Annotated in this window: 23 protein-coding genes; 9 read left to right on the plus strand and 14 right to left on the minus strand. The window is 62.0% G+C overall.

The window, feature by feature from the left end; all coding sequences use genetic code 11:
• Positions 1–208: 208 nt before the first annotated feature.
• The 5 genes from trmD to ffh form a co-directional block, all read right to left on the minus strand.
• Complete coding sequence (gene trmD, locus GR198_RS16600; RefSeq protein ID WP_029870892.1) at positions 209–940, minus strand: tRNA (guanosine(37)-N1)-methyltransferase TrmD; 732 nt, start codon at positions 938–940, stop codon at positions 209–211.
• Positions 940–1,509 carry a ribosome maturation factor RimM gene (gene rimM, locus GR198_RS16605; RefSeq protein ID WP_012759372.1) on the minus strand — a complete coding sequence of 190 codons (570 nt, stop codon included), beginning with the start codon at positions 1,507–1,509 and terminating at the stop codon, positions 940–942. Before rimM ends, trmD begins: the two co-directional genes overlap by 1 nt.
• 113 nt (positions 1,510–1,622) lie before the next feature.
• Complete coding sequence (gene rpsP / locus GR198_RS16610; protein ID WP_012759371.1) at positions 1,623–1,994, minus strand: 30S ribosomal protein S16; 372 nt, start codon at positions 1,992–1,994, stop codon at positions 1,623–1,625.
• Between the two features lie 48 nt (positions 1,995–2,042).
• Positions 2,043–2,363 (minus strand): chorismate mutase, encoded by a 321-nt coding sequence (locus tag GR198_RS16615; RefSeq protein WP_003543666.1) that lies wholly within the window; start codon positions 2,361–2,363, stop codon positions 2,043–2,045.
• A gap of 16 nt (positions 2,364–2,379) precedes the next feature.
• The gene (gene ffh / locus GR198_RS16620) at positions 2,380–3,966 is read right to left on the minus strand and encodes a signal recognition particle protein (RefSeq protein ID WP_029870893.1); all 1,587 of its coding nucleotides are present in this window, start codon (positions 3,964–3,966) and stop codon (positions 2,380–2,382) included.
• 493 nt (positions 3,967–4,459) lie between these two features.
• Here ffh and GR198_RS16625 point away from each other — a divergent pair, with 493 nt between their 5' ends.
• The 6 genes from GR198_RS16625 to GR198_RS16650 all read left to right on the plus strand — a co-directional run bounded on the left by GR198_RS16625 (position 4,460) and on the right by GR198_RS16650 (position 9,888).
• Positions 4,460–4,684 carry a hypothetical protein gene (locus GR198_RS16625; protein ID WP_017962453.1) on the plus strand — a complete coding sequence of 75 codons (225 nt, stop codon included), beginning with the start codon at positions 4,460–4,462 and terminating at the stop codon, positions 4,682–4,684.
• 117 nt (positions 4,685–4,801) lie between these two features.
• A complete protein-coding gene (dapF, locus tag GR198_RS16630) occupies positions 4,802–5,707 on the plus strand; it encodes a diaminopimelate epimerase (RefSeq protein WP_029870894.1) in 906 nt (301 codons plus the stop codon).
• Positions 5,704–6,978: a tRNA (N(6)-L-threonylcarbamoyladenosine(37)-C(2))-methylthiotransferase MtaB gene (gene mtaB, locus GR198_RS16635; protein WP_029870895.1), complete on the plus strand. Its 1,275-nt coding sequence runs from the start codon at positions 5,704–5,706 to the stop codon at positions 6,976–6,978. Before dapF ends, mtaB begins: the two co-directional genes overlap by 4 nt.
• A 16-nt stretch (positions 6,979–6,994) precedes the next feature.
• Positions 6,995–8,584 (plus strand): signal recognition particle-docking protein FtsY, encoded by a 1,590-nt coding sequence (ftsY, locus tag GR198_RS16640; protein ID WP_029870896.1) that lies wholly within the window; start codon positions 6,995–6,997, stop codon positions 8,582–8,584.
• A gap of 75 nt (positions 8,585–8,659) precedes the next feature.
• Complete coding sequence (locus tag GR198_RS16645; protein ID WP_029870897.1) at positions 8,660–9,304, plus strand: septation protein A; 645 nt, start codon at positions 8,660–8,662, stop codon at positions 9,302–9,304.
• Positions 9,301–9,888 carry a DUF2585 domain-containing protein gene (locus tag GR198_RS16650; protein ID WP_029870898.1) on the plus strand — a complete coding sequence of 196 codons (588 nt, stop codon included), beginning with the start codon at positions 9,301–9,303 and terminating at the stop codon, positions 9,886–9,888. The genes GR198_RS16645 and GR198_RS16650 overlap by 4 nt, the downstream gene beginning before the upstream one ends.
• A 28-nt stretch (positions 9,889–9,916) precedes the next feature.
• Here GR198_RS16650 and GR198_RS16655 read toward each other — a convergent pair whose 3' ends face one another.
• The 5 genes from GR198_RS16655 to ccmA all read right to left on the minus strand — a co-directional run bounded on the left by GR198_RS16655 (position 9,917) and on the right by ccmA (position 13,059).
• Entirely contained in the window at positions 9,917–10,525 is a 609-nt protein-coding gene (locus GR198_RS16655) for a DsbE family thiol:disulfide interchange protein (protein WP_029870899.1), read from the minus strand.
• On the minus strand, positions 10,522–10,701 hold the full coding sequence (gene ccmD, locus GR198_RS35845; protein WP_012759361.1) for a heme exporter protein CcmD: 180 nt from the start codon (positions 10,699–10,701) through the stop codon (positions 10,522–10,524). Before ccmD ends, GR198_RS16655 begins: the two co-directional genes overlap by 4 nt.
• A 2-nt stretch (positions 10,702–10,703) precedes the next feature.
• The gene (locus GR198_RS16665) at positions 10,704–11,465 is read right to left on the minus strand and encodes a heme ABC transporter permease (protein WP_029870900.1); all 762 of its coding nucleotides are present in this window, start codon (positions 11,463–11,465) and stop codon (positions 10,704–10,706) included.
• 48 nt (positions 11,466–11,513) lie between these two features.
• Positions 11,514–12,173 (minus strand): heme exporter protein CcmB, encoded by a 660-nt coding sequence (gene ccmB, locus GR198_RS16670; protein WP_027666937.1) that lies wholly within the window; start codon positions 12,171–12,173, stop codon positions 11,514–11,516.
• A 241-nt stretch (positions 12,174–12,414) separates the two neighbouring features.
• Entirely contained in the window at positions 12,415–13,059 is a 645-nt protein-coding gene (gene ccmA / locus GR198_RS16675; RefSeq protein WP_029870901.1) for a heme ABC exporter ATP-binding protein CcmA, read from the minus strand.
• 262 nt (positions 13,060–13,321) lie between these two features.
• On the opposite strand from ccmA, the gene acnA reads away from it, so the two are divergent.
• From acnA to GR198_RS16690, 3 genes are all read left to right on the plus strand, one after another.
• Positions 13,322–16,012 (plus strand): aconitate hydratase AcnA, encoded by a 2,691-nt coding sequence (gene acnA / locus GR198_RS16680; RefSeq protein ID WP_029870902.1) that lies wholly within the window; start codon positions 13,322–13,324, stop codon positions 16,010–16,012.
• A 236-nt stretch (positions 16,013–16,248) separates the two neighbouring features.
• The gene (locus tag GR198_RS16685) at positions 16,249–16,989 is read left to right on the plus strand and encodes a DUF1223 domain-containing protein (RefSeq protein WP_003543652.1); all 741 of its coding nucleotides are present in this window, start codon (positions 16,249–16,251) and stop codon (positions 16,987–16,989) included.
• A gap of 370 nt (positions 16,990–17,359) precedes the next feature.
• Complete coding sequence (locus GR198_RS16690; protein ID WP_028742610.1) at positions 17,360–17,761, plus strand: DUF2794 domain-containing protein; 402 nt, start codon at positions 17,360–17,362, stop codon at positions 17,759–17,761.
• 6 nt (positions 17,762–17,767) lie between these two features.
• Here the strand turns inward: GR198_RS16690 and GR198_RS16695 are convergent, their stop codons facing one another.
• The 4 genes from GR198_RS16695 to GR198_RS16710 form a co-directional block, all read right to left on the minus strand.
• Positions 17,768–18,325, minus strand: coding sequence for a GNAT family N-acetyltransferase (locus GR198_RS16695; protein ID WP_029870903.1), 558 nt, complete (start codon positions 18,323–18,325; stop codon positions 17,768–17,770).
• A gap of 110 nt (positions 18,326–18,435) precedes the next feature.
• Positions 18,436–19,164 (minus strand): Bax inhibitor-1/YccA family protein, encoded by a 729-nt coding sequence (locus GR198_RS16700; protein WP_164069270.1) that lies wholly within the window; start codon positions 19,162–19,164, stop codon positions 18,436–18,438.
• A gap of 180 nt (positions 19,165–19,344) precedes the next feature.
• Entirely contained in the window at positions 19,345–21,888 is a 2,544-nt protein-coding gene (locus GR198_RS16705) for an ABC transporter permease (protein WP_029870904.1), read from the minus strand.
• A complete protein-coding gene (locus GR198_RS16710) occupies positions 21,885–22,592 on the minus strand; it encodes an ABC transporter ATP-binding protein (protein WP_027666930.1) in 708 nt (235 codons plus the stop codon). The genes GR198_RS16705 and GR198_RS16710 overlap by 4 nt, the downstream gene beginning before the upstream one ends.
• Positions 22,593–22,651: the final 59 nt, after the last annotated feature.

Here is a 22,651-nt window from a genome sequence, read left to right on the forward strand (position 1 = left end):
GTCAGGGCGGGAGCGGATTCGCCATTCTTTGTTTGCTGGCAGACGGGGATAAACCCCATTTCCGCGTGCGCCAATACACGAAAGGCCAGGGCTTGTCATCCCTTGGACGGCATTTTTGTGAAAAGGGCTGCGAAATCAGCCGTTTTTCTCACTTTATAGCGCCGCGCGTGTTTTCAGACGGCGCAAAGGACGCTGTAACATTTTGAATCTACGTATCGTGCTTTCCGAAATTCGATCCCGATTTCGGGGTCAATGCGTCAGCCTTTTCCAGCAGATCCGGCCGCCGCTCCCGCGTCAGCCGCACCGCTTCCTGATGCCGCCATTTCTCGATGGCGCCATGGTTGCCCGAGGTGAGGATCGCGGGGATTTCCCGGCCTTCCCATTCCTGCGGCCGGGTATAATGCGGATGTTCCAGCAGTCCGCCTTCGAAGCTTTCGTGCAGGCCGGAAAGATCGTTGCCCATGACGCCAGGCAGGATGCGGACGATGGCATCGAGCACGATCAGCGCCGCCGGCTCGCCGCCTGATAGGACGTAGTCGCCGATCGAGACCTCTTCCAGTCCGCGCGCCTCGATCACCCGCTGGTCGACACCCTCGAAGCGGCCGCAGACGATGATGACGCCGTCGCCCGCGGCGAGTTCGCGCACACGCTCCTGCGTCAGCGGCCGTCCGCGCGGGCTCATCAGCAGCCGCGGGCGGGTATCGTTTTCTGAGGCGCTGTCGATCGCACGGGCGAGAATGTCGGCCTTCAGCACCATGCCGGCGCCGCCGCCTGCCGGGGTATCGTCGACGGTGCGGTGTCTGTCGGTGGCGAAGTCGCGGATCTGAACCGTGTCCAGCGACCATTGCCCCCGCTCCATCGCCTTGCCGGCGAGCGAGAAGCCCAGATGCCCCGGAAACATTTCCGGATAAAGTGTCAGCACGCTCGCCCGGAAAGCCATTACTTCTTCTTTTTCGGCTTGTCGGGAGTGAATTTCGAAAGTTCTTCGGGATCTTCGACCAGCCCCGCCGCCAGCGGATCGATCAGCAGCGTGCCGGCCTCGAGGTCGATCTCCAGCACCGAGGCTTCGGAGAAGGGGATCAGCACCGGGCGCTTGCCCGGACCTTTAAGTTCCAGCAGGTCGCCGGCGCCGAAATCGAAGACGCCGGTGACGGTGCCATAGCTGACGCCCTTGTCGTCGCGTGCCTCGAGCCCTTCGAGATCGGCATAGTAGAACTCGTCGTCCTCCAGCTCCTCGTCCGGCAGGTTGTCCCGCTCGATATAGAGTTCAAGCCCGTTCAGAGCCTCGGCGGCATTGCGGTCGTTGACGCCGCGGAAACGGACGACGACGACATTCTTCATCTCGCGGATTTCGAGGACTTCGAAGCTGCGGCCGTCCATGCTGTGCAGATGGCCGTAGTCGCCAAGCGCGCCGGGATCGGCCGTATAGGCCTTGGCGCGCACCTCGCCCCGGAGGCCTTGCGCGCCACCGATCGTCGCCATCAGAACGGGGTTTTCAAGCTTTGTCATGGGTTCCTTCATGTGAAGCCGAAAGACAGGTTTCTCATAAACGAAGTGCGGGCGATTGGAAACGAAAACGGGCGGCATGTCGCCATGCCGCCCGCTCGAAGAGAATGTCGCGATTATTCCGCGGCGTCGGCAGCCGCCGCCGCAGCGTCGGTGACCTTCTGAGCCTTTTCGGCGGCGCGTTCCTGGGCGCGCTTGCCAGGCTTTGCCTTGACCGGGTTGTTCTTGACTTCGCGCTTGGCAACGCCTGCTTCATCGAGGAAGCGCAGAACGCGGTCGGTCGGCTGAGCGCCGTGTTCGATCCAGTGCTTGATGCGCTCGGCGTTCAGCTGAACGCGCTTCTCATCGTCCTTGGCAAGCATCGGGTTCCAGGAACCGAGGTTTTCGAGGAAGCGGCCGTCACGCGGGCTGCGCGCATCGGCGAGAACGACGTGGTAGTACGGGCGCTTCTTGGAACCACCGCGGGCGAGACGAATTTTCAGTGCCATGTTCTTTACTCCTTGGGCTTTTCTTGACCGCTTTCTCGAGCGGTACGGTTATCGGGCTGCAGCGCTCTGTTCAGCGTGATCCGCAGCGATCTGCTCATGATGCCGGATGACTTCCTTGATGACGAAGTTCAGGAACTTCTCGGCGAAATCCGGGTCCAGATTGGCGGCTTTCGCCAGCTGGCGAAGGCGTTCGATCTGGTATTCCTCGCGCGCCGGGTCGGCCGGCGGCAAATTGTATTTGGCCTTCAGCACGCCGACCTCTTTGGTGCAGCGGAAGCGTTCGGCCAGCATGTGCACGAGAGCGGCATCGATATTGTCGATCGACTGACGATAGCTCGCGAGCTGGGCTTTGACGTTTGGATCAATCATGGGGCAAGCGATCCTTTCACTTCTTCTTCGGCAATCCGGGCAATCCCGGGAAACCACCGCCAAGGCCCGGCAGCTTGGCGCCGCCGAGGCCCGACAAACCACCCGGCATACCGCCGAGACCGGGCATGCCCCCACCCGGTTTTCCAAGCCCCGCCGCTTCCGCCTGCTTCTGCAAGGCCTCGAGCTGTCGGGGATCGATATTCGAGAGATCGGGCATGCCGCCACCCATGCCGCCCATGCCGCCGCCGAGCCCCATCTTGCCGGCAAGGCCGCCCATCATCTGCTTCATCATGCCGCCTTTGCCTTTGCCGCCCATCATCTTCATCATGTCCGCCATCTGGCGGTGCATCTTCAGAAGCTTGTTGATGGCGGCGGCATCGGTGCCGGAACCGGCGGCGATGCGCTTCTTGCGCGAATGCTTGAGCAGGTCGGGATTGGTGCGCTCGGCCTTGGTCATCGACTGGATGATGGCGATCTGGCGGCCGAAAAGCTTGTCGTCGAGGCCGGCTGCGGCCATCTTGTCCTTCATGCCGGCCATGCCGGGCATCATGCCCATGATGCCGCCCATGCCGCCCATCTTCTGCATCTGGCGCAGCTGGTCGGCGAGGTCGTCGAGGTCGAACTTGCCCTTGGCCATCTTGGCGGCCATGGCGGCCGCCTTCTCGGCGTCGATATTCTCCGCCGCGCGCTCGACGAGCGAGACGATGTCGCCCATGCCGAGGATGCGGTCGGCGATGCGGCGGGGATGGAATTCCTCCAGCTCGCTCATCTTCTCGCCGACGCCGATCAGCTTGATCGGCTTGCCGGTGACGGCGCGCATCGAAAGGGCGGCACCGCCGCGGCCATCGCCGTCCATGCGGGTCAGCACCAGACCAGTGATGCCGACGCGTTCGTCGAAACTGCGGGCGAGGTTGACGGCGTCCTGGCCGGTGAGGCTGTCGGCGACCAGCAGAATTTCATGCGGGTTCGACCGCTTCTTGATGTCGGCCATCTCGACCATCAAGGGCTCGTCGATATGCGTGCGGCCAGCGGTATCGAGGATGACGACGTCATGGCCGCCAAGCTTGGCCGCCTGCACGGCGCGGGCGGCGATATCGGTCGGCGACTGGCCTGATATAACAGGCAGCGTGTCGATATTGGCCTGCGCGCCGAGCTGGCGAAGCTGTTCCTGGGCTGCCGGACGGCGCGTGTCGAGCGATGCCATCAGCACCTTCTTCTTCTCGCGCGTCGACAGGCGATGGGCGATCTTCGCCGATGTCGTCGTCTTGCCGGAACCCTGCAGGCCGACCATCATTATGACGACAGGGGCAGCGGCATGAAGGTCGACGCCAACGCCTTCGCCGCCCAGCATCTCGATCAGTTCGTCATGCACGATCTTGACGACCATCTGGCCGGGCTTGATCGACTTCAGGATCTCGGCGCCGACGGCCTTTTCACGCACGCGGTCGGTGAAGGAACGCACGACGTCGAGCGCGACGTCGGCCTCCAGCAACGCACGGCGAACCTCGCGCAGCGCTGCGGAAACATCGGCTTCCGAAAGCGCGCCACGGCCTGTCAGTCCATTCAGAATGGATCCAAGACGGTCCTGGAGGTTTTCAAACATCGGCTCTTCCTTGATACGTTTCGGGCGGGTTCTTACCTGCCCGGAAACGTCGTGCTTTTCCTTGACGAAAACAAGACGCAAAGCCAAAAAGCACCCGAGGGCGCATCGCGCTGTCGGGTGTTGACCTCCGGGATCTTAAGGTCCCGGTCGGCGGCTCGGAGTCATGTGGCTCGTCGCGGATTGGGCGCGATAAACAGGAAAGCCGCGCGAAAGTCAAGGCAATGCGGACAAATGACCGCATGACCGCCGTCTCAAAAGCTAGGTGACGAGAGGGTGCTAGTGTCTCATCCAGCGGTTGCAGCAAAAGTACATACTCAAACAAAGTGATGTATTGGCTTGCGCAATCCGCCAGCGTTTCAGGTTTTGCCGATAAATATTGCCACTCCGGCGGCCGAATTCGCTGTCAACGCCAGTTGCAAATTATTCTGCTTATGATTCTACTTTCTACTTAAGTGCGTCCTGTAAAATGATTCGTGAATATCCTTGATGCCGAATGAATCGGCGGAGATATCGAATGCTAAATGCTGATATTGAGAGTTGGGCGCTGGCGCGGGCCCATCATATTGTCCTGAATGAAGGCCTGAATCTTGCGAAGGCGGCACAGGATCTGGATCGCAAGCGGTCCCGCTCGCTGGTCTACGAGCTGAGAAAGGTCATCACCGCAGCTATTGTCGAAGCCCATGCTGCGTCCTTCGATCCCGACGGTGCACAGCGGTAAAAGCCGAACCGCTGCCTCGAGGGGTCAGCGGGCCGCAACGCCTGCCCGGCACTCACCCACTGGTAATTCCTTCGCATTTCCGCCATATACACCGGAAAGACAGACGGAATGATACCCATGAGCGCAACGGTCGAATTTGCGAGGATGAACGGGCTTGGCAACAAGATCCTGGTCGTCGACATGCGCGGCCGGCCGGACAAGGTGACGCCGACGGCGGCGGTCGCGCTCAATGCCGATCCGCAGACTGAGTTCGATCAGATCATGGCGATCCATGATCCGAAGGCCGAAGGCACCGATGCCTTCATCGATATCCTGAATTCCGATGGCTCGAAGGCGCAGGCCTGCGGCAACGGCACGCGTTGCGTCGTGCAGGCGCTTGCCGCCGAGACCGGCAGGAAGGTCTTTACCTTCCAGACGGTCGCCGGCATCCTCAACGCCGTCGAGCACGAGGACGGGACGATTTCGGTCGATATGGGCCGGCCGGTGTTCGATTGGGACAGGATCCCGCTGGCGGAAGAATTCCACGACACCAGCCGTATCGAGTTGCAGATCGGCCCGATCGACAAGCCGGTGCTGCATTCGCCGTCGGCGATGTCGATGGGCAATCCGCATGCGATCTTCTGGGTGGACAGGGACGTGATGTCCTATGATCTCGCCCGCTTCGGACCGTTGCTCGAAAACCATCCGATGTTTCCCGAGCGCGCCAATATCACGCTGGCGCAAGTGACGTCGCCGACATCGGTGACGACGCGCACCTGGGAGCGCGGCGCGGGGCTGACGCTTGCCTGCGGCTCGGCTGCCTGTTCTGCTGCCGTCAGTGCTGCGCGCACCGGCCGCACCGGCCGCAAGGTGACGATCAATGTGGCAAGCGCCAAGCCGCCGGCCACGCTTTCCATCGAATGGCGCGAGCGCGACGATCATGTCATCATGACCGGCCCGGCCGAATGGGAATGGTCGGGCAGGGTCGATCCTTCGACAGGTCTCTGGTCGCGCGAGAGTACCCGAGAGGCGGAGGCGCAGTGAGCGGCATCGAGGTCATTACCTTCGGCTGCCGCCTCAACACATATGAATCCGAAGTGATGAAGGCGCAGGCTGAGAAGGCCGGGCTCAACAACGCCATCCTGGTCAACACTTGCGCCGTGACCGGCGAGGCCGTGCGCCAGGCCCGCCAGGCGATCCGCCGTGCACGGCGCGACAGTCCGCATGCCCGCATCATCGTTACCGGCTGCGCCGCGCAGACGGAAAAGCAGACCTTCGCCGCGATGGCGGAGGTCGATGCCGTGCTCGGCAACGAGGAGAAGCTGACCAGCGCCTCCTATCGCAGCCTGCCGGATTTCGGCGTTTCGGCCGAAGAGAAGCTCCGGGTCAACGACATCATGAGCGTCAAGGCGACGGCACCCCAGATGGTCAGGCACATCGACGGCCATGTGCGTGCCTTCATCCAGGTGCAGAATGGCTGCGACCATCGCTGCACCTTCTGCATCATTCCCTATGGCCGCGGCAATTCCCGCTCCGTACCGATGGGAGCCGTCGTCGATCAGGCCCGCAATCTCGTCGACGGCGGTTATCGCGAGATCGTACTGACCGGGGTCGATGCCACCAGCTATGGCGGCGATCTGCCGGGCGCCCCGACGCTCGGGCTTTTGGCGAAGACGCTGCTGAAGCAGATCCCCGATATCCGCCGTCTGCGGCTCTCCTCGATCGACAGTATCGAGGCCGACGCCCATCTGATGGATCTCATTGCCGACGAGCCTCGTTTCATGCCGCATCTGCATCTGTCGCTGCAGCATGGCGACGACATGATCCTGAAGCGCATGAAGCGCCGGCATTTACGCGCCGATGCGTTGCGTTTCATCGAGGATGCGCGCCGCCTCCGCCCCGAGATGAGCTTCGGCGCCGATATGATTGCCGGCTTTCCCACCGAAACCGAAGAGATGTTCGAGAATGCCGTGAGGCTGGCCGAAGAGGCTGGCATCGCCCATCTGCATGTCTTCCCCTACAGTCCGCGTCCCGGCACACCGGCCGCCCGAATGCCGCAGCTCGACCGGTCGCTGGTCAAGGATCGCGCCGCAAGGCTGCGCGCCGCTGGACATATGCTGCATCAATCCCATCTCGATGGGATGATCGGAACCCGGCAATGGCTGCTTGTTGAAAACAACGGCCTGGCGCATACGGAGAACTTCACGCTGGTCGCAGCCCCCGGCCTTCGTCCCGGCGAACTTGTGCCGGTCACGATCACCGGCCACAATGGCAAGCATCTCGACATGCAATTGACGGCCGCAGCAGCGGCCTGACTTTCACGGAATCCCCATGGCGCTCAGTTTCATCAAAAAGGTCTTCACCTTCGGCAAGCCGGCTGAAGAACCTCTGCCTGCGGCCGTGGAAAGGGAGCTGGAGCCGCGTTCGCGCGACGAAGATCTGCCGGTTGCCGACGATCCGGTGCTGGCCGAGGAAATGGATACGGCCGGCGGACCGGCTGCCGATATTGACGAGGGCGGGGTCGAAGCAGCGGTTGCTGACGATGATGTCGAATCCGCAATCCTGCCCGCCGCCGACCAATTGAGCGATATGGGCGTCGTGCCGCTTTCATTGTTGGAAGCCGAAGCAGCAGCGGAGGCTGAAACCCAGGCGGTCGTCGAAGCCGTTGCGGAACAACTCTCTTCTGTCCCTCTGGGACATCTCCCGCACAAGGCGGGAGATCATGTGGAGACCGGAGCGTTAGAACAACCGGCTGAGCTTGAAGAGATCGTCGCAAAACTTCCGGAAGACGTTCCGGCCGAGCTGGAAGAGATTCCGACTGAGGATGATGCAGGACTGGATTCGCCCTCCCAGCCAATCTCCCCCCCTGTGGGGGAGATGCCCGGCAGGGCAGAGGGGGGTAACCCCACGGCAGAACCGGAGACCGGCTCTCCCATCCTCCCCAGAGGCTTTGCCACCGGCCCGAAGGTCGTCGAGCCGGAGCCCGTTGTCCTGCAGCCAAAACTCAGCTGGTTCCAGCGCCTGCGCAATGGCCTTGCACGCACCTCTTCGCAGCTGACCGGCCAGATCACCGCGCTCTTCACCAAGCGCAAGCTCGATGACGAGACGCTGCAGGATCTCGAGGACCTGCTGATCCAGGCCGATCTTGGTGTCGAGACCGCCATGCGCGTCACCGACACGCTTGCCTCCGAACGCTATGGCAAGGATGTCACCGGCGAGGATGTCAGCCGGATCATGGCGTCGGAAATCGCCAAGGTCCTGAAGCCGGTCGCCAAGCCGCTGCAGCTCGACCTCTCGCACAAGCCGCATGTCATTCTCGTCGTCGGCGTCAACGGCACGGGCAAGACCACGACCATCGGCAAGCTTGCGGCAAAGCTTTCCGGCGCCGGGCTGAAGGTGATGCTGGCCGCCGGCGATACTTTCCGTGCGGCGGCGATCGAGCAACTGAAAATCTGGGCCGACCGGACGAAATCCGAATTCATCGGCACCAAGCTCGGCGCCGATGCCGCCGGCCTTGCCTATGATGCCTTCGAACAGGCAAAGGCGAAAAAATGCGACGTGCTGATCGTCGATACCGCCGGCCGCCTGCAGAACAAGGCAGAGCTGATGGCCGAGCTCGAGAAGATCGTGCGCGTGCTCGGCAAACTCGATCCCGATGCGCCGCATACCGTGCTGCAGACGCTCGACGCCACGACGGGGCAGAACGCGCTCAGCCAGGTCGAGATCTTCCGCAACGTCGCCGGTGTCAACGGGCTGATCATGACCAAGCTCGACGGCACTGCGCGCGGCGGCATTCTCGTCGCCATCTCCGCCAAGCATAAGCTGCCGGTCTATTTCATCGGCGTCGGCGAGGGCGTCGAGGATCTGGAGCCGTTCGAGGCCGAGGATTTTGCCCATGCCATTGCCGGACTTGGGCAATGATGCCACAGATATGCCGCCGAAAGCCTGCAGGGCACGGCCGGAAACAGTTTCCAGGAAAACAGGTTTGAAGAACGCATGAGCACCGAAAGCGATATCACCCCGTCTGCTGCCGACCGGCATCACCCGCTGCTGAAACTGGCGCTGGAACTCGGGCCGCTGATGATCTTCTTCTTCGCCAATCTGCGCGGCCAGTGGCTGGTGGAGACGTTTCCTGCTCTTTCCGAATTGGGCGGGCCGCTGTTCGTCGCGACCGGCCTCTTCATGGCGGCGACGATCATCTCGCTGATCGTTTCGAAGATCGTGCTCGGCCATCTGCCGATCATGCCTTTTGTATCAGGCATCGTCGTCGTCATCTTCGGCTCGCTGTCGATCTGGCTGCAGAACGAGACCTTCATCAAGATGAAGCCGACCATCGTCAACGCGCTCTTCGGGATGGCGCTGCTCGGCGGGCTGGCCTTCGGCAAGTCGCTGCTCGGCTATGTCTTCAACGCCGCGTTCCAGCTCGATGCCGAGGGCTGGCGCAAGCTCACTATCCGCTGGGGTATCTTCTTTCTCTTCCTTGCGGTGCTGAACGAAGTCGTCTGGCGCAATTTTTCCGACGGTACCTGGGTCGCCTTCAAGGTCTGGGGCACGATGCCGATCACCATCATCTTCACGCTGGCGCAGATGCCGCTGGTGCTGAAACATAGCGTCAACCTGGAAACGGAAGGCGAGAAGTGAGCGCTGTCGACTTAGAATCTCGCGTAAGACACCAGAACTTCTGGTTCGTCGCCTGCCTTGCGGTCCTGGTCATTCAGATCGCTGCCGAATTTATGATGGGCCGCGTGCCGATCTGCGCCTGCGGCACTGTCAAACTGTGGGAGGGCGGGGTCAATACCAGCGGCAATTCGCAGCATCTGTCGGATTGGTACACGCCGTCACACATCATCCACGGCTTCCTGTTTTACGGCCTCGCGCATCTCATCCTGCGCGGCAAGCCGCTGGCGGCAAGGCTGCTGCTGGCGCTGGTGATCGAATCCGGCTGGGAACTGCTCGAAAACTCCCCTCTCATCATCGACCGCTACCGCACGGCGACGATCGCGCTCGATTATTACGGCGACAGCATCCTGAATTCGGCGATGGACACCGTCTTCATGTGCGTCGGCTTCTTCTTTGCGCGTCGCGCACCGGTGGCGCTCACGGTTGCGATCGCCATCTTCTTCGAGATATTCACCGGCTACATAATCCGCGACAACCTGACGCTCAATGTCGTGATGCTAATCTGGCCGGTGGAGGCGATCAAGGTCTGGCAGGGCGGGGGTTAAGGCTTCTTTGTCCTGATAAGACGCCTCATTAAGAAACCGGCTTGCCGAGCGCCTTTTCCATCGCTGGAAACAGCCCTTCCTTTAGGCTGATATCGTCGAAGGGTCCGACGCGCTTGTAGAGGATCGTGCCGTCAGGCCCGACCAGATAGCTTTCCGGAATGCCGTAGACACCCCAGTCGATCGCTGCCTTGCCGTTCGGATCGATGCCGATCGCCCGAAAGGGATTGCCGAGCTCGCCGAGGAAACGCAGGGCGTTGTCGCTCTGGTCCTTGTAATTGATGGCGACGATGTTCAGCCGTCCGTCTTTTGCCAGTTCTTTCAATATCGGATGTTCGTCCCGGCAGGGGAGGCACCATGAGGCGAAGACGTTGACGAGGGTCAGCTTGCCCTTGATTGCGACATCGGTCAGCGCCGGCAGGTTGGCGCCGTCGAGCGGCGGCAGGTTCAGCGCCGGCGCCTTGGTGCCGATCAGGGCGGAGGGAATTTCGGCGATGTTCTTACCATGGAAATCCTGGTCGTAGAGCATCTTTGCGGCCGTGGCCGCAATGCCGCCGAAGACGACGAGCGGCAGCAGCGCCAATGCGTAACGGCTCAGCCCGCGCGGCTTGGCGGCGGTGTTTTCCGGCTTGTCGTTCATTCGCCATCCCCCACACTGTCCTTGGGGCGCGCCGAACGGCGGCGGATGCCGGCAGCCTCAAGGGCTGCAAGTTCCCTGCGGCGGGCGCGGCCGTCGGCCCAGGTCCAGGCCGTGACGGCGATCGTCACCAGGGCTGCAAAGCCATAGGAGGCGTAGACGTAGAAGGCATGCGTCACGATTAATCCTCCCGGCTCGCCATGCGGGCGGCAAGACGGCGCTGGGCGGCGATGCGGCGGCGCCAGATCTCGTTCCTCATCGCCATGATGTGCAACGTGAAGAAGAGCAGGGTGAAGGCGATCGCCATGACGAAGAGCGGCCGCAGGAATTCCGGATCGATCGCCGGGCCGTCGAGGCGCAGTACGCTTGCCGACTGGTGCAGCGTGTTCCACCACTCGACCGAGAATTTGATGATCGGGATGTTGACGAAGCCGACGAGGATAAGCACGGCGCTGACGCGCGCGGCCTTCGACGGATCGTCGATGGCACGGCCGAGCGCAATCAGCCCGAGATACATCAGGAAGAGAACGAAGACGGAGGTCAGCCGCGCATCCCAGACCCACCAGGTGCCCCACATCGGCTTGCCCCAGAGCGAACCGGTGACGAGTGCAAGCAGGGTAAAGGCGGCGCCGAGTGGGGCTGCGGCCTTGGCGGAGACATCGGCCAGCGGATGGCGCCAAACCAGAGTGCCGATCGCCGAGACGCTCATGATCGTGTAGCACATCATCGAAAGCCAGGCAGAGGGCACATGCACATACATGATGCGCACGGTCTCGCCCTGCTGGTAATCGCCTTCGGTGGCGAAGCTCAGATAGAGGCCGACCGCGAAACAGAGGGCGGTGATGCCGGCCAGCCACGGAATGGCGCGCGCCGCCAGCGCCAGAAACCGCGTCGGGTTGGCGAGATCACTGAATTTGCTGATGGCAAGGCTCGTTTCGCTCATGTCCGCTTCCTTACCTTGATCCGGCTTTTCCCGCAATCGAACGCCCCATCAATCCGCTGTGTTTCGCAGTGCCAGGGCGGCGGCTGCCGGGCCGATGACCGCGAAGAAGAGTGTCAGCGCAATGAGGATCAGGAAGGGCGGCAGGAAGGGGGCGGGATCCTCGACTGCGGCATAGGTGGCGCTGACGCCGAAGATCAGCACCGGGATGGTCAGCGGCAGCACGAGGATCGAGACCAGCAGGCCGCCGCGGGGCAGCGCCACGGCAACGGCAGCACCGACGGCGCCGATGAAGGTGATGGCGGGCGAGCCGACCAGCAGCGTCAGCATGGTCGCGCCGATCGCTGTCTCGTCCATGTTCATGAAGAGGCCGAGCAGCGGCGAGGCGATGACCAGCGGCAGGCTGGTGGCCGTCCAATGGGCGAAACATTTGACCAGCACGGTGAGGACGAGCGGCGTTTCCTGTATCAGCATCAAGTCGAGCGATCCGTCATCGCGTTCGGCCTGGAACAGGCGGTCGAGGCCGAGAAGGGCGGCGAGCAGCGCGCCGATCCAGACGATGGCGGGGCCGATGCGCGAGAGCAGTTTGAGATCGGGACCGACGCCGAAGGGAATGACGGCGACGATGGTCAGGAAGAACAGCACGCCGATCAGCGCACCGCCGCCGGCACGGATCGAGAGTTTCAGGTCGCGGAAGAAGAGGGCGGTCATGCGGGGCGCTCTTCCTTGGTGTGTAGGGAAGACCCCTCCCCAACCCCTCCCCACAAGGGGGAGGGACTAAGCTGCGGCTTGCGACGGCACCTAAAAGGAAATGACGTGTACGCTGTTACCGTTCTTTGGGTTGCGACGATGCGGTTGGTATGGGACAGCGCGGCACAATAGCCCCTCCCCCTTGTGGGGAGGGGTTGGGGAGGGGTCTTGACCTCATCCACTCGCAAACGCTCGCAAACCATTATCCCCACACCCCCGCATCGACTCCGGCAAAGCCCGTCATCTTCAATTCCTGCGCATTCCTCAGCCCCAAGGGCTGATGCGTTGCCGCCAGCACGATGCCGCCCTTTTCCAGATGCGTCATGATCAAATCGGCAAACAGCCGGTCGGCGCTGGCGTCGAGTGCGGCGGTCGGTTCGTCGAGGATCCAGACGGGGCGGTGGGCGACGAGCAGTTTGGCGAAAGCTATCCGGCGCTGCTGGCCAGCGGAGAGATAACCGAAGGGAAGGTGGGTGATGCCGGAAAGACCGACGGCGTCAGTGGCGTCCTCGACGGATAGGGCGGCGGAGCCTGTATTGCCGAGAAAGGTGCGCCAGAAATCGAGGTTTTCTGCAACCGTAAGTTCATTCTTCATCGCATTTCGATGGCCAAGGTAGTGGCTGACCTCGCCGGGATCCCTGCCTCCCGGGCTCTCTTCGCCGTGAAATATGACAGTGCCTTTTTCCGGCCTGAGGAGGCCGGCGACGACACGCAGCAAAGTGGACTTTCCCGATCCATTTTTCCCCGTCAGCATAAGCGCCTCGCCGGCCGCCAAGTGAAAGGAAATGTTAACGAAAATGAGTTCCTCACCACGCCTTGCAGCCAGATTTTCGGCGGTGAGATGCATGCGTCGGCTCTTTCTTGGTTTCGGCTTGCGGCGGGGTCAAAAAATGTCCGATTTTGACTGTGCTCGGGTATGGCAAGTTTTTAGGAAATTATCTATAAGACCTGCAACCACGCCAGCGGTCGGCGTGAATTTCATCCTTGCGCCGAACTTGGAGCGTCTGTTCCACGTGCGGACAGCGGAAATGGCCGTACCCGCATCCTGATGTGCATTAAGTGCATAGGCGTTCGCACGACTGTGTTGGCTATCAGAAACGGGGTATCTCGTGTCTAAATCTCTTGACAGTTTCAATTGTCGTTCCACGCTTTCCGTCAACGGGAAGGACTATGTCTATTACAGCCTGCCCAAGGCTGAGGCAAACGGTCTGGCCGGCGTGTCGAAGCTTCCCTATTCGATGAAGGTGCTGCTCGAAAACCTGCTGCGCTTCGAAGACGGCCAGTCGGTTACCAAGGAGCACATCCTGGCCGTTGCCGAATGGCTGAACAATAAGGGTGCGGTCGAAAACGAAATCGCCTATCGCCCGGCGCGCGTGCTGATGCAGGACTTCACCGGCGTTCCCGCCGTCGTCGATCTTGCCGCGATGCGCGACGCGATGGTGTCGCTCGGCGGTGATCCCGAGAAGATCAACCCGCTCGTTCCCGTCGATCTCGTCATCGACCACTCCGTCATCGTCGACGAATTCGGCACGCCGCAGGCTTTCGCCAGGAATGTGGAGCTGGAATACCAGCGTAACGGCGAGCGCTACCGCTTCCTGAAGTGGGGCCAGCAGGCTTTCAAGAATTTCCGCGTCGTGCCTCCCGGCACCGGCATCTGTCATCAGGTCAATCTCGAATATCTCGGCCAGACCGTCTGGACCAAGGAAGAGGACGGCGAGACGATCGCCTATCCGGATACCTGCGTCGGCACCGACAGCCACACGACGATGATCAACGGTCTCGGCGTTCTCGGCTGGGGTGTGGGCGGTATCGAAGCGGAAGCTGCGATGCTCGGCCAGCCGGTCTCGATGCTGCTGCCCGAAGTCATCGGCTTCAAACTGACCGGCAAGCTCAAGGAAGGCGTCACGGCGACCGACCTCGTTCTCACCGTCGTGCAGATGCTGCGCAAGAAGGGCGTCGTTTCGAAGTTCGTCGAATTCTTCGGCCCCGGCATGGACAACATGCCGCTCGCCGACCGCGCGACGATCGGCAACATGGGTCCGGAATATGGCGCCACCTGCGGCTTCTTCCCGGTCGACGGCGAAACCATCAATTACCTCACCATGTCCGGCCGCACCCATGACCGGATCGCCCTCGTCGAAGCCTATTCGAAGGCGCAAGGCATGTGGCGTGAAGGCGACGGCTCCGAGCTCGTCTTCACCGATACGCTGGAACTCGATCTCAGCGACGTCGTGCCGTCGATGGCCGGCCCGAAGCGTCCGGAAGGCCGCATTTCGCTTGAGAACATCGCGACCGGTTTTGCCGGCTCCATGGATGCCGACTACAAGAAGCCCGGCCAGTTGAACAACCGCTATGCCGTTGAAGGCACCGACTTCGATCTCGGCCACGGCGACGTGGCGATCGCTGCCATCACGTCGTGCACCAACACCTCCAACCCGTCAGTGCTGATCGCCGCCGGCCTTCTTGCCCGCAACGCCGTTGCCAAGGGCCTGAAGACGAAGCCGTGGGTGAAGACCTCGCTGGCACCTGGAAGCCAAGTCGTCGGCGAATATCTCGCCAAGTCGGGCCTGCAGGCCGATCTCGACAAGCTTGGCTTCAACCTCGTCGGCTTCGGCTGCACCACCTGCATCGGCAATTCCGGTCCGCTGCCGGCGCCGATCTCGAAGACGATCAACGACAAGGGCCTTATCGTTTCCGGCGTTCTCTCCGGTAACCGCAACTTCGAAGGCCGCATCTCGCCCGACGTGCAGGCGAACTACCTCGCATCTCCGCCGCTCGTCGTCGCTTATGCGCTTGCCGGCACGGTGCAGATGGATCTGACCAAGGAGCCGATCGGCGAGGACCAGAGCGGCAACCCGGTCTATCTCAAGGACATCTGGCCGACCTCGAAGGAAGTCCAGGAATTCATCCTGAAATACGTGACCCGCGAACTCTACGAAAGCAAATATGCCGATGTCTTCAAGGGCGACGTCAACTGGCAGGCCGTCCAGGTCCCGCCGGGCCAGACCTATGCCTGGGACGACAATTCGACCTATGTGCAGAACCCGCCCTACTTCGTCGGCATGGGCAAAAAGGGCACCGGCGTCTCCGACATCAAGGGCGCCCGCGTTCTCGGCCTGTTCGGCGACAAGATCACCACCGACCACATCTCGCCTGCTGGTTCGATCAAGGCGGCATCGCCGGCCGGCGCCTACCTCATCGACCATGACGTTGCCGTTGCCGACTTCAACCAGTACGGCACGCGCCGCGGCAATCATGAAGTGATGATGCGCGGCACCTTCGCCAATATCCGCATCCGCAACCACATGCTCGGCCCGAACGGCAAGGAAGGTGGCTACACCATCCATTACCCGTCGAAGGAAGAGACTTCGATCTACGACGCCGCGATGCAGTACAAGCAGGAAGGCGTGCCGCTCGTCATCTTCGCCGGTGTCGAATACGGCAACGGCTCCTCCCGCGACTGGGCTGCCAAGGGCACCAACCTGCTCGGCGTCAAGGCGGTGGTCGCCCAGTCCTTCGAGCGCATCCATCGTTCGAACCTGGTCGGCATGGGCATCATCCCCTTCGTCTTCGAAGAGGGCACGACCTGGCAGAGCCTCGGCCTCAAGGGCGATGAGCTCGTGACCATCGAGGGCCTGGAAAAGATCAAGCCGCGCGAGAAGAAGATCGCCAAGATCACCTATGGCGACGGCACCGTGAAGGAGGTTCCGCTGCTGTCGCGCGTCGATACGCTCGACGAGGTGGTCTACCTCAACAATGGCGGCATCCTGCAGACGGTTCTGCGCGATCTCGCTGCCTGATTTTTAAGAGACTTATTTGATAATAGCCGCCGGAAAGCAATCTCCGGCGGCTTTTCTTTGGTGCGACGACAGTATTTGGACGGGCTCACGATGATTTGTTTTATGCAAGTTCCCGTCGAGCTACGTCTCACCCGTTCGTGACTTTTCGTTTGGACCCGGAAGGATTATTCGTACGTTCATATGTCAGGGCCCCCGGTTCAAACATGCCGTCGGCGCTGAAAAAGAGGTGCAGGTGAATGTCCCCCCGTTTTTTGATTCCGCTGATCGCCGGCGTTGTTCTCTCAGGCCCGCTGCAGGCCGAAGACGGCACGCCGAAAGGTGTCGTCGAACTCTTCACGTCGCAGGGCTGCTCCTCCTGTCCTCCCGCTGATGCCGCTTTCCGCAAGCTGGTGAACCAGGGCGATGTTATCGCGCTCGCCTATCATGTCGATTACTGGAACTATCTTGGCTGGGCCGATACGCTGAGCTCCAAGGAAAACACCGAGCGGCAGTATGGCTATGCCAAGACAATGGGCCGCAGCAACGTCTACACGCCGCAGGCCATCGTCAATGGACGCGACCATCTGGCCGGCGCCGATCTGAATGGCATCAACAGCAAGATCGACACCTATAGCAGCGAAGGCAACGGGCTGACCGTTCCGATCAGTGCCGCGATGCGCGGCGACGAGCTGGAGATCAAGATCGGCGCGGGACAGGGCAAAGCCAATGTCGTCATGGTCTATTTCGATAAGGAAAAGACGATCGACGTCGAAAAAGGCGAGAACAGCGGCCAGAAGATCTCCTATCTACACAGCGTCACCAATGTCGAAACCGTCGGCATGTGGGACGGCAAGGCGACCAGTCTGACGCTGCCGGCCAGCGTCCTGCAGCGGCCGCAGCTCGAGGGCTGCGCCATCCTGCTGCAATCGGCGACCGCAGACGGCGATCCGGCGGCGATCCTTGGCGCGACCGTGGTGATGGCTGGCAAAAATATCTGAGATTCATCCGGTTGCGGATGAAGTGCTGGGGCGGCCCGGCCGAGCGTATTCGGGGCTGGGGTTAAGGTCGATACGCTCCGCCGGGCCCTTTGGCGCGCTGGCGCCAAACTGGAATTCATAAATCTCCTGCAAATGAGGCGCTGTTTTGACTGAAATGCGGCGCTGCGGAGAAAGCGTTGACCTGTCCAGCGCATCATGCTTTCCGAAAATCGAACCCAACTTTCGCAAGGCATGATGCGCTGACTCAAAGTGCTACAGCGTCCCTGCGCGAGAGACGTGCGGCGGAATGTGACGGCTGGCACTCTTGCAATTTGCGGCGGCTCGGGCAAACTGTCACCCTCCTGTCACATGTGGAGGCCTTGTGAGACTGATGACAGATCAGCCGGATTTGCGACACGGCGAAAGCCGTTCCGTCGACCACAGTTCCTCAGTCGTCGTCGATCTCAGGGAATACAAGCAAAGCAAGGACCCGCTTCCGGTGACCTTCCACCGGCGCGAACTGGACGCGATCCTCTGGATCTACGGCCGGATGGTCGGTGATGGTGAATGGCGCGACTACGCCATCGATCACCTGAAGGACAGGGCGGTCTTTTCCGTTTTCAAGCGTTCCGGCGAAATACCGCTCTTCCGCATCGAGAAAAATCCGAAGCTCGCCGCCAAACAGGGCGCCTATTCCGTGATCAGCGTCAACGGCACGATCCTGAAGCGCGGTCACGAGCTGAACCAGGTGCTGAAGGTGTTCGACAAGGCCCTGAAGCTCGTCGACAAGTAAGCCATATCAGCCGTTAAACAGCGTGCCGGGATAGGTCGACGGGTCCGGATCGGTGCTCATGCCTTTGCCGAGCGCGCGCTGCATGAACATCGTATCCAGCCAGCGGCCGTGCTTGTAGCCGGTGCCCTTCATCAGGCCGACCTCCTCGAAGCCGGCCGTGCTATGGAGTGCGATCGATGCGGGGCTGGCGCCGCCGATGACGGCCGCCATCTGACGAAAGCCGAGGGTGGTGCAGCGGGTGATCAGTTCGGCGAGCAGCGCCTTGCCAATGCCGCGGCCGCGGGCTTGCGGCGCCAGATAAATCGAATCCTCGACCAGCCAGCGATAGGCAGGACGCGTGCGGAAGGCCGAGGCGTAGGCGTAGCCGAGAAGCGTCCCGTCCGCGCCGATGGCTGCAATATAGGGATATTGCTGGCCGACGATCGCCGAAAAACGCAGTGCCATCTCGGCCTCGGAGGGCGGGACGATCTCATAGCTCGCGACGCCGTTCAGGACCGATTCGCGATAGATATCGGCAATGGCGGGAATATCGGCGTTCGAAGCATCGCGCAGGAGGAAGGACATTTCAGCAGCATATCCATAAGGGCGGCAAGGGCTTTCTAAAACCATTCCGTGAAAGCCTACGCAACAAAAAAGGCGGCCGAAGCCGCCTTTTCGATCCCAGTCTGCCCTGCTTATTTACGGTTGCCCATGAACTGCAGCAGGAACATGAAGAGGTTGATGAAGTCGAGATAGAGCGTCAGCGCACCCATGATCGCCTTGCGGCCGGCCACGGCGACGTCATCTGCTTCCAGGTACAATTCCTTGATCCGCTGCGTATCGTAGGCCGTGAGGCCTGCGAAGATCAGTACGCCGAGTACCGAGATCGCGAACTGCACGGCGGACGACGCCAGGAAGATGTTGACGATCGAGGCGATGATCAGGCCGAAAAGACCCATCATCAGGAACGAGCCCATCGCCGACAGGTTACGCTTCGTCGTGTAGCCGTAAAGCGACAGCGCGCCGAACGAGGCAGCGGTGACGAAGAAGGTCTGGACGACGCTCTGACCCGTGTAGATCAGGAAGATCGACGAGAGCGACAGGCCGACGAGCGCGGCGTAGACCGCAAAGGTCGTCTGGGCGGCGGCCACCGTCATCGTATTGATCCGGAAGCTCAGGAAGAACACCAGAGCCAGCGGCGCCAGAATGACCGCCCACTTCAGCGGGCTCACATAGATCGCCTGACCGAAAGCGGTCAGCTCACCATTGGCGAAGGCGAATTGGAACGACAGATATGCGGCCACACCGGTGATCGCCAGACCCAGCGCCATCAGGTTGTAGACCTTGAGCATATAAGCGCGCAGGCCTTGATCAATCATCTCGCCGGTCTGAGCGCGGCTTTGATAGTTACGAAGATCAGCCATAGTTTCCTCTTACAAGCTCCGATGGAAATACGGTGTCGGGGTTTTCGACCCGGGCGCCGCTGCGGAGCTCCAGCATGCCTGCGGATAATATGAGGCTTTCGCCCTTTGCAAACAAGAGGCTTGCAAAGGCTCGGTCGGTTAAATCGCCGTAAGGTGAAGGGTTTGGGTGCCGCTGCCCGGTCAAAGCTCGCGCAAGACGGGGGCCGCCTTCTGCCCGAGGATGCGCCAGGTGCCGATAAGGCCGATGCCGACGGTCAGGACGAGCGCGGTCACAAGCGTCAGTCCCGCCACGTCGGGCAGAAAGGTCGACGGCAGACGCATGATGCGGGCGACGATGAACCAGGCGGCGACGCTGCCGGCGATCAGCGCGAAGATTGCGGTCGCGAGGCCGAGGATCAGATATTCGTAGCTGAAGGCGCGGATCAGCATGGCGCGCGTGGCACCGAGCGTCTTCAGCACCACCGCGTCGTGGGTGCGCGCCCGGTTTCCGGCGGCAAGCGCGCCGGCAAGGACGAGGATCGAGGCGATCAGGGCGACCGAGGCCGCAGCGCGGATCGCGGTTGCAAGCTGTGCGACCAGCTGGTTGACGATATCGATCGCGTCTTTGACGCGCACACTGGTGATCGTCGGATAGGTGTTGGTGACGGTTTTCAGGATCGCCGCATCTTCGGCCGGTGTCGAGGAGGGATCGGTCAGGGTCGCGAGCCACGCATGCGGGGCGCCGCGGAAGGTATTCGGCGAGAAGACCATGACGAAATTGATCGACAGCGATTCCCACTCGACCCGGCGCAGATTGGCGATCTTCGCCGTGATGTTGCGGCCGAGCACGTTGACGGTGACCTTATCGCCGATCTTGAGGCCGAGCTCATGTGCCTCTTCCGAGGAGAAGGAGACGAGCGGCTCTCCGCTGTAATCCTTGTCCCACCATTTGCCTTCGGTGAGGGCGGCGTTGTCCGGCAGAGTTTCGGCATAGGTGATGCCGCGATCGCCGTTCAGCACCCAGCGGCCGGCAGCAGGCACGTTCATCTTGGTGACGTCCTCGCCGTTGAAGGCGATGATCCGGCCGCGCAGCATCGGCACTTCAACGAGCTTGCCCTGCGGCGCCTGGCCCTGGACGAGATCGCGGAAGGCGCCGACCTCGGCGCTCTGGATATCGACGAAGAAGAAGTTCGGCGCACCCTCGTTCATGCGGCCGGTCAGCTGCCGGCGCAGGTTCCCGTCGATCAGGGTCAGGGTCACCAGCAATGCGAGGCCAAGGCCGAGCGAGAGCACGACTGAGGGCGTCAGTGCGCCGGGGCGGTGGATGTTGCCGATCGCAAGCCGCAGTGCCGGCGAATTGACGCGCGGGCTGCGGCGCGCGAGCCAGGCGATCAGCGCGGCGACGAGGCGCAGGACGACGAAGGCGAAGACGATCGCGCCGACGAAGACGACAGCGATGAAGCGGTCATAGGCGGTGAGGATGGCAAGCCCGGCAAGGGCGGCCATGAATAGGGCGGCAAGCAGGATGTAGGGCCAGGAGGGCAGGTGGCGGGCCTCGAAGCCCTGCTCGCGGAACAGTGCGGTCGCCGGCACTTCGCGGGCGTGGCCGAGCGGCAGGATGGCGAAGGCGAGCGTCGTCAGGATGCCGAAGAAAGTGGCGAGCAGCAGGGCGCCGGGGTAGAGCGTCGGCACGGTCGAGACCGGCAGGAATTGCGCCAGGAACTGCGCGGCAAGCATCGGCGACAGGGCGCCGATGACGAGGCCGATCAGGATGCCGCCGAGAGCGATGATGGCGATCTGGAAGAGATAGATCAGAACGACGACCTGCGCCGGGGCGCCGAGGCATTTGAAGGTGGCGATGGTGGTGCGTTTGGAATCGAGGAAGGCGCGCACCGCATTGGCGACACCGACGCCGCCGACGATCAGCGCGGTGAGGCCGACCAGGGTCAGGAACTGCGAGAAGCGGGTGATGTTTTCGGTGAGCGAGGGCGCGGCACGGTCGCTGGTGCGGATCGCCCAGCCGGCGGAGGGGAATTCCTTGGAGGCGCGCGCCTGGATGCCCGACATCGCGCCCTTGTCATCCAGCCGGATCTTGTAGGCATGTTCGACCAGGCTTCCGGTCTGGATCAGCCCGGAGGCTTGGAGCGCCTGGCGGCTGACAAGCAGGCGCGGCGCAAAGCCGAAACCTTCCGACAGTGCGTCCGGCTCGGTTTTCACGGTGCCGGTGATGCTGAGCTTGACGTTGCCGAGCAGCAATTCGTCGCCGACCGCAAGCCCGAGCCGATCGAGAAGCAGTGGCGCTGCGACCGCACCATAGGTGCCGCCTTGGCCCGAAAGCAGTGCTGCAAGCGGATAGTCCGGCTCGGCGACGAACTTGCCATAGAGCGGGTAGGCGTCGTCGACAGCCTTGACCTCGACCAGCGCCTGATCCGAACCGTCGGGCTTGCGGGCCATCGAGCGCAGGCCTGTCGACACCGAAACGGTGCCGAGGCCTTCGAGGAAACCGATTTCCTGAGGTGTGGCTTCGCGGTTGTTGAGTTCGAAGCGGACGTCGCCGGCCAGCAGTTCCTGTCCCTGCGAGGCGATCGTATCGGTGATCGACTGCGAAACGGAATTGACGGCGGCAATGGCGCCGGTGCCGAGCGCGATGCAGGCAAGGAAGATGTAGAAGCCGCGGATGCCGCCGCGCAGCTCGCGCAGCGCCAGGCGAAAAGCGAGCGAGACGCGTGGCGTGATGATCCTCATGCGATCGCCGCTTCGCTGCGGCGGGCGGCGCTGTCGCCTTCGATCCGGCCGGAACGGACGCGAATCTGGCGCGAGCATCGGTTTGCGAGCGAGACGTCGTGGGTGACGAGCAGCAGGGTCGTGCCGCGTTCGGCCTGCTTGGAGAACAGAAGGTCGGCGATCTGGCGGCCTGTCTCGGTATCGAGATTGCCGGTCGGCTCGTCGGCGATCAGCAGAGCGGGCGAGGGGGCGAGCGCCCTGGCAATCGCCACGCGCTGCTGTTCGCCGCCGGAAAGCTGGCCGGGATAGTGGTTCAGCCGTTCGCCGAGGCCGACCGACTTCAGCTCGCGATGAGCGATCTCGAAGGCGTTGCCGACATTGGCGAGTTCGAGCGGCACGGCGACGTTTTCCAGCGCCGTCATGTTGGCGATCAAGTGGAAGGACTGGAAGACGATGCCGATGTTGCGGCCGCGGAAATCGGCGACCTGGTCCTCGCTGAGGCTATGGAGCGGCGTATCGTTGATGTTGATCTCACCGCTGTCGAGCTTTTCCAACCCCGCAAGCACCATCAGCAGGGTGGATTTGCCGGAGCCGGAAGGACCGACGATGCCGACGGATTCGCCGGCCGCGATATCGAGATCGATGCCCTTCAGCACATGGACGGAGGCGGCTGCGCTGCCGAGGGTCAGATCGGCGCCCTTCAACTCGATAATGGTTTTTGCCAACAGAAATCGCCCTATATAAGTCCGTAATCGAATGGCCGCATAACGGCACTTCGCCAATC

It is taken from the genome of Rhizobium leguminosarum, assembly GCF_010668065.1.
GTDB lineage: Bacteria > Pseudomonadota > Alphaproteobacteria > Rhizobiales > Rhizobiaceae > Rhizobium > Rhizobium leguminosarum_S.

Bases quoted from the DNA above. Each gene is read 5' to 3' on its own strand.
- trmD (WP_029870892.1), bottom strand. From the start codon at position 940: ATGGCTTTCCGGGCGAGCGTGCTGACACTTTATCCGGAAATGTTTCCG.
- rimM (WP_012759372.1), bottom strand. From the start codon at position 1,509: ATGACAAAGCTTGAAAACCCCGTTCTGATGGCGACGATCGGTGGCGCG.
- rpsP (WP_012759371.1), bottom strand. From the start codon at position 1,994: ATGGCACTGAAAATTCGTCTCGCCCGCGGTGGTTCCAAGAAGCGCCCG.
- GR198_RS16615 (WP_003543666.1), bottom strand. From the start codon at position 2,363: ATGATTGATCCAAACGTCAAAGCCCAGCTCGCGAGCTATCGTCAGTCG.
- ffh (WP_029870893.1), bottom strand. From the start codon at position 3,966: ATGTTTGAAAACCTCCAGGACCGTCTTGGATCCATTCTGAATGGACTG.
- GR198_RS16625 (WP_017962453.1), top strand. From the start codon at position 4,460: ATGAATCGGCGGAGATATCGAATGCTAAATGCTGATATTGAGAGTTGG.
- dapF (WP_029870894.1), top strand. From the start codon at position 4,802: ATGAGCGCAACGGTCGAATTTGCGAGGATGAACGGGCTTGGCAACAAG.
- ftsY (WP_029870896.1), top strand. From the start codon at position 6,995: ATGGCGCTCAGTTTCATCAAAAAGGTCTTCACCTTCGGCAAGCCGGCT.
- GR198_RS16645 (WP_029870897.1), top strand. From the start codon at position 8,660: ATGAGCACCGAAAGCGATATCACCCCGTCTGCTGCCGACCGGCATCAC.
- GR198_RS16655 (WP_029870899.1), bottom strand. From the start codon at position 10,525: ATGAACGACAAGCCGGAAAACACCGCCGCCAAGCCGCGCGGGCTGAGC.
- GR198_RS16665 (WP_029870900.1), bottom strand. From the start codon at position 11,465: ATGAGCGAAACGAGCCTTGCCATCAGCAAATTCAGTGATCTCGCCAAC.
- ccmB (WP_027666937.1), bottom strand. From the start codon at position 12,173: ATGACCGCCCTCTTCTTCCGCGACCTGAAACTCTCGATCCGTGCCGGC.
- ccmA (WP_029870901.1), bottom strand. From the start codon at position 13,059: ATGCATCTCACCGCCGAAAATCTGGCTGCAAGGCGTGGTGAGGAACTC.
- GR198_RS16685 (WP_003543652.1), top strand. From the start codon at position 16,249: ATGTCCCCCCGTTTTTTGATTCCGCTGATCGCCGGCGTTGTTCTCTCA.
- GR198_RS16690 (WP_028742610.1), top strand. From the start codon at position 17,360: ATGACAGATCAGCCGGATTTGCGACACGGCGAAAGCCGTTCCGTCGAC.
- GR198_RS16695 (WP_029870903.1), bottom strand. From the start codon at position 18,325: ATGTCCTTCCTCCTGCGCGATGCTTCGAACGCCGATATTCCCGCCATT.
- GR198_RS16700 (WP_164069270.1), bottom strand. From the start codon at position 19,164: ATGGCTGATCTTCGTAACTATCAAAGCCGCGCTCAGACCGGCGAGATG.
- GR198_RS16705 (WP_029870904.1), bottom strand. From the start codon at position 21,888: ATGAGGATCATCACGCCACGCGTCTCGCTCGCTTTTCGCCTGGCGCTG.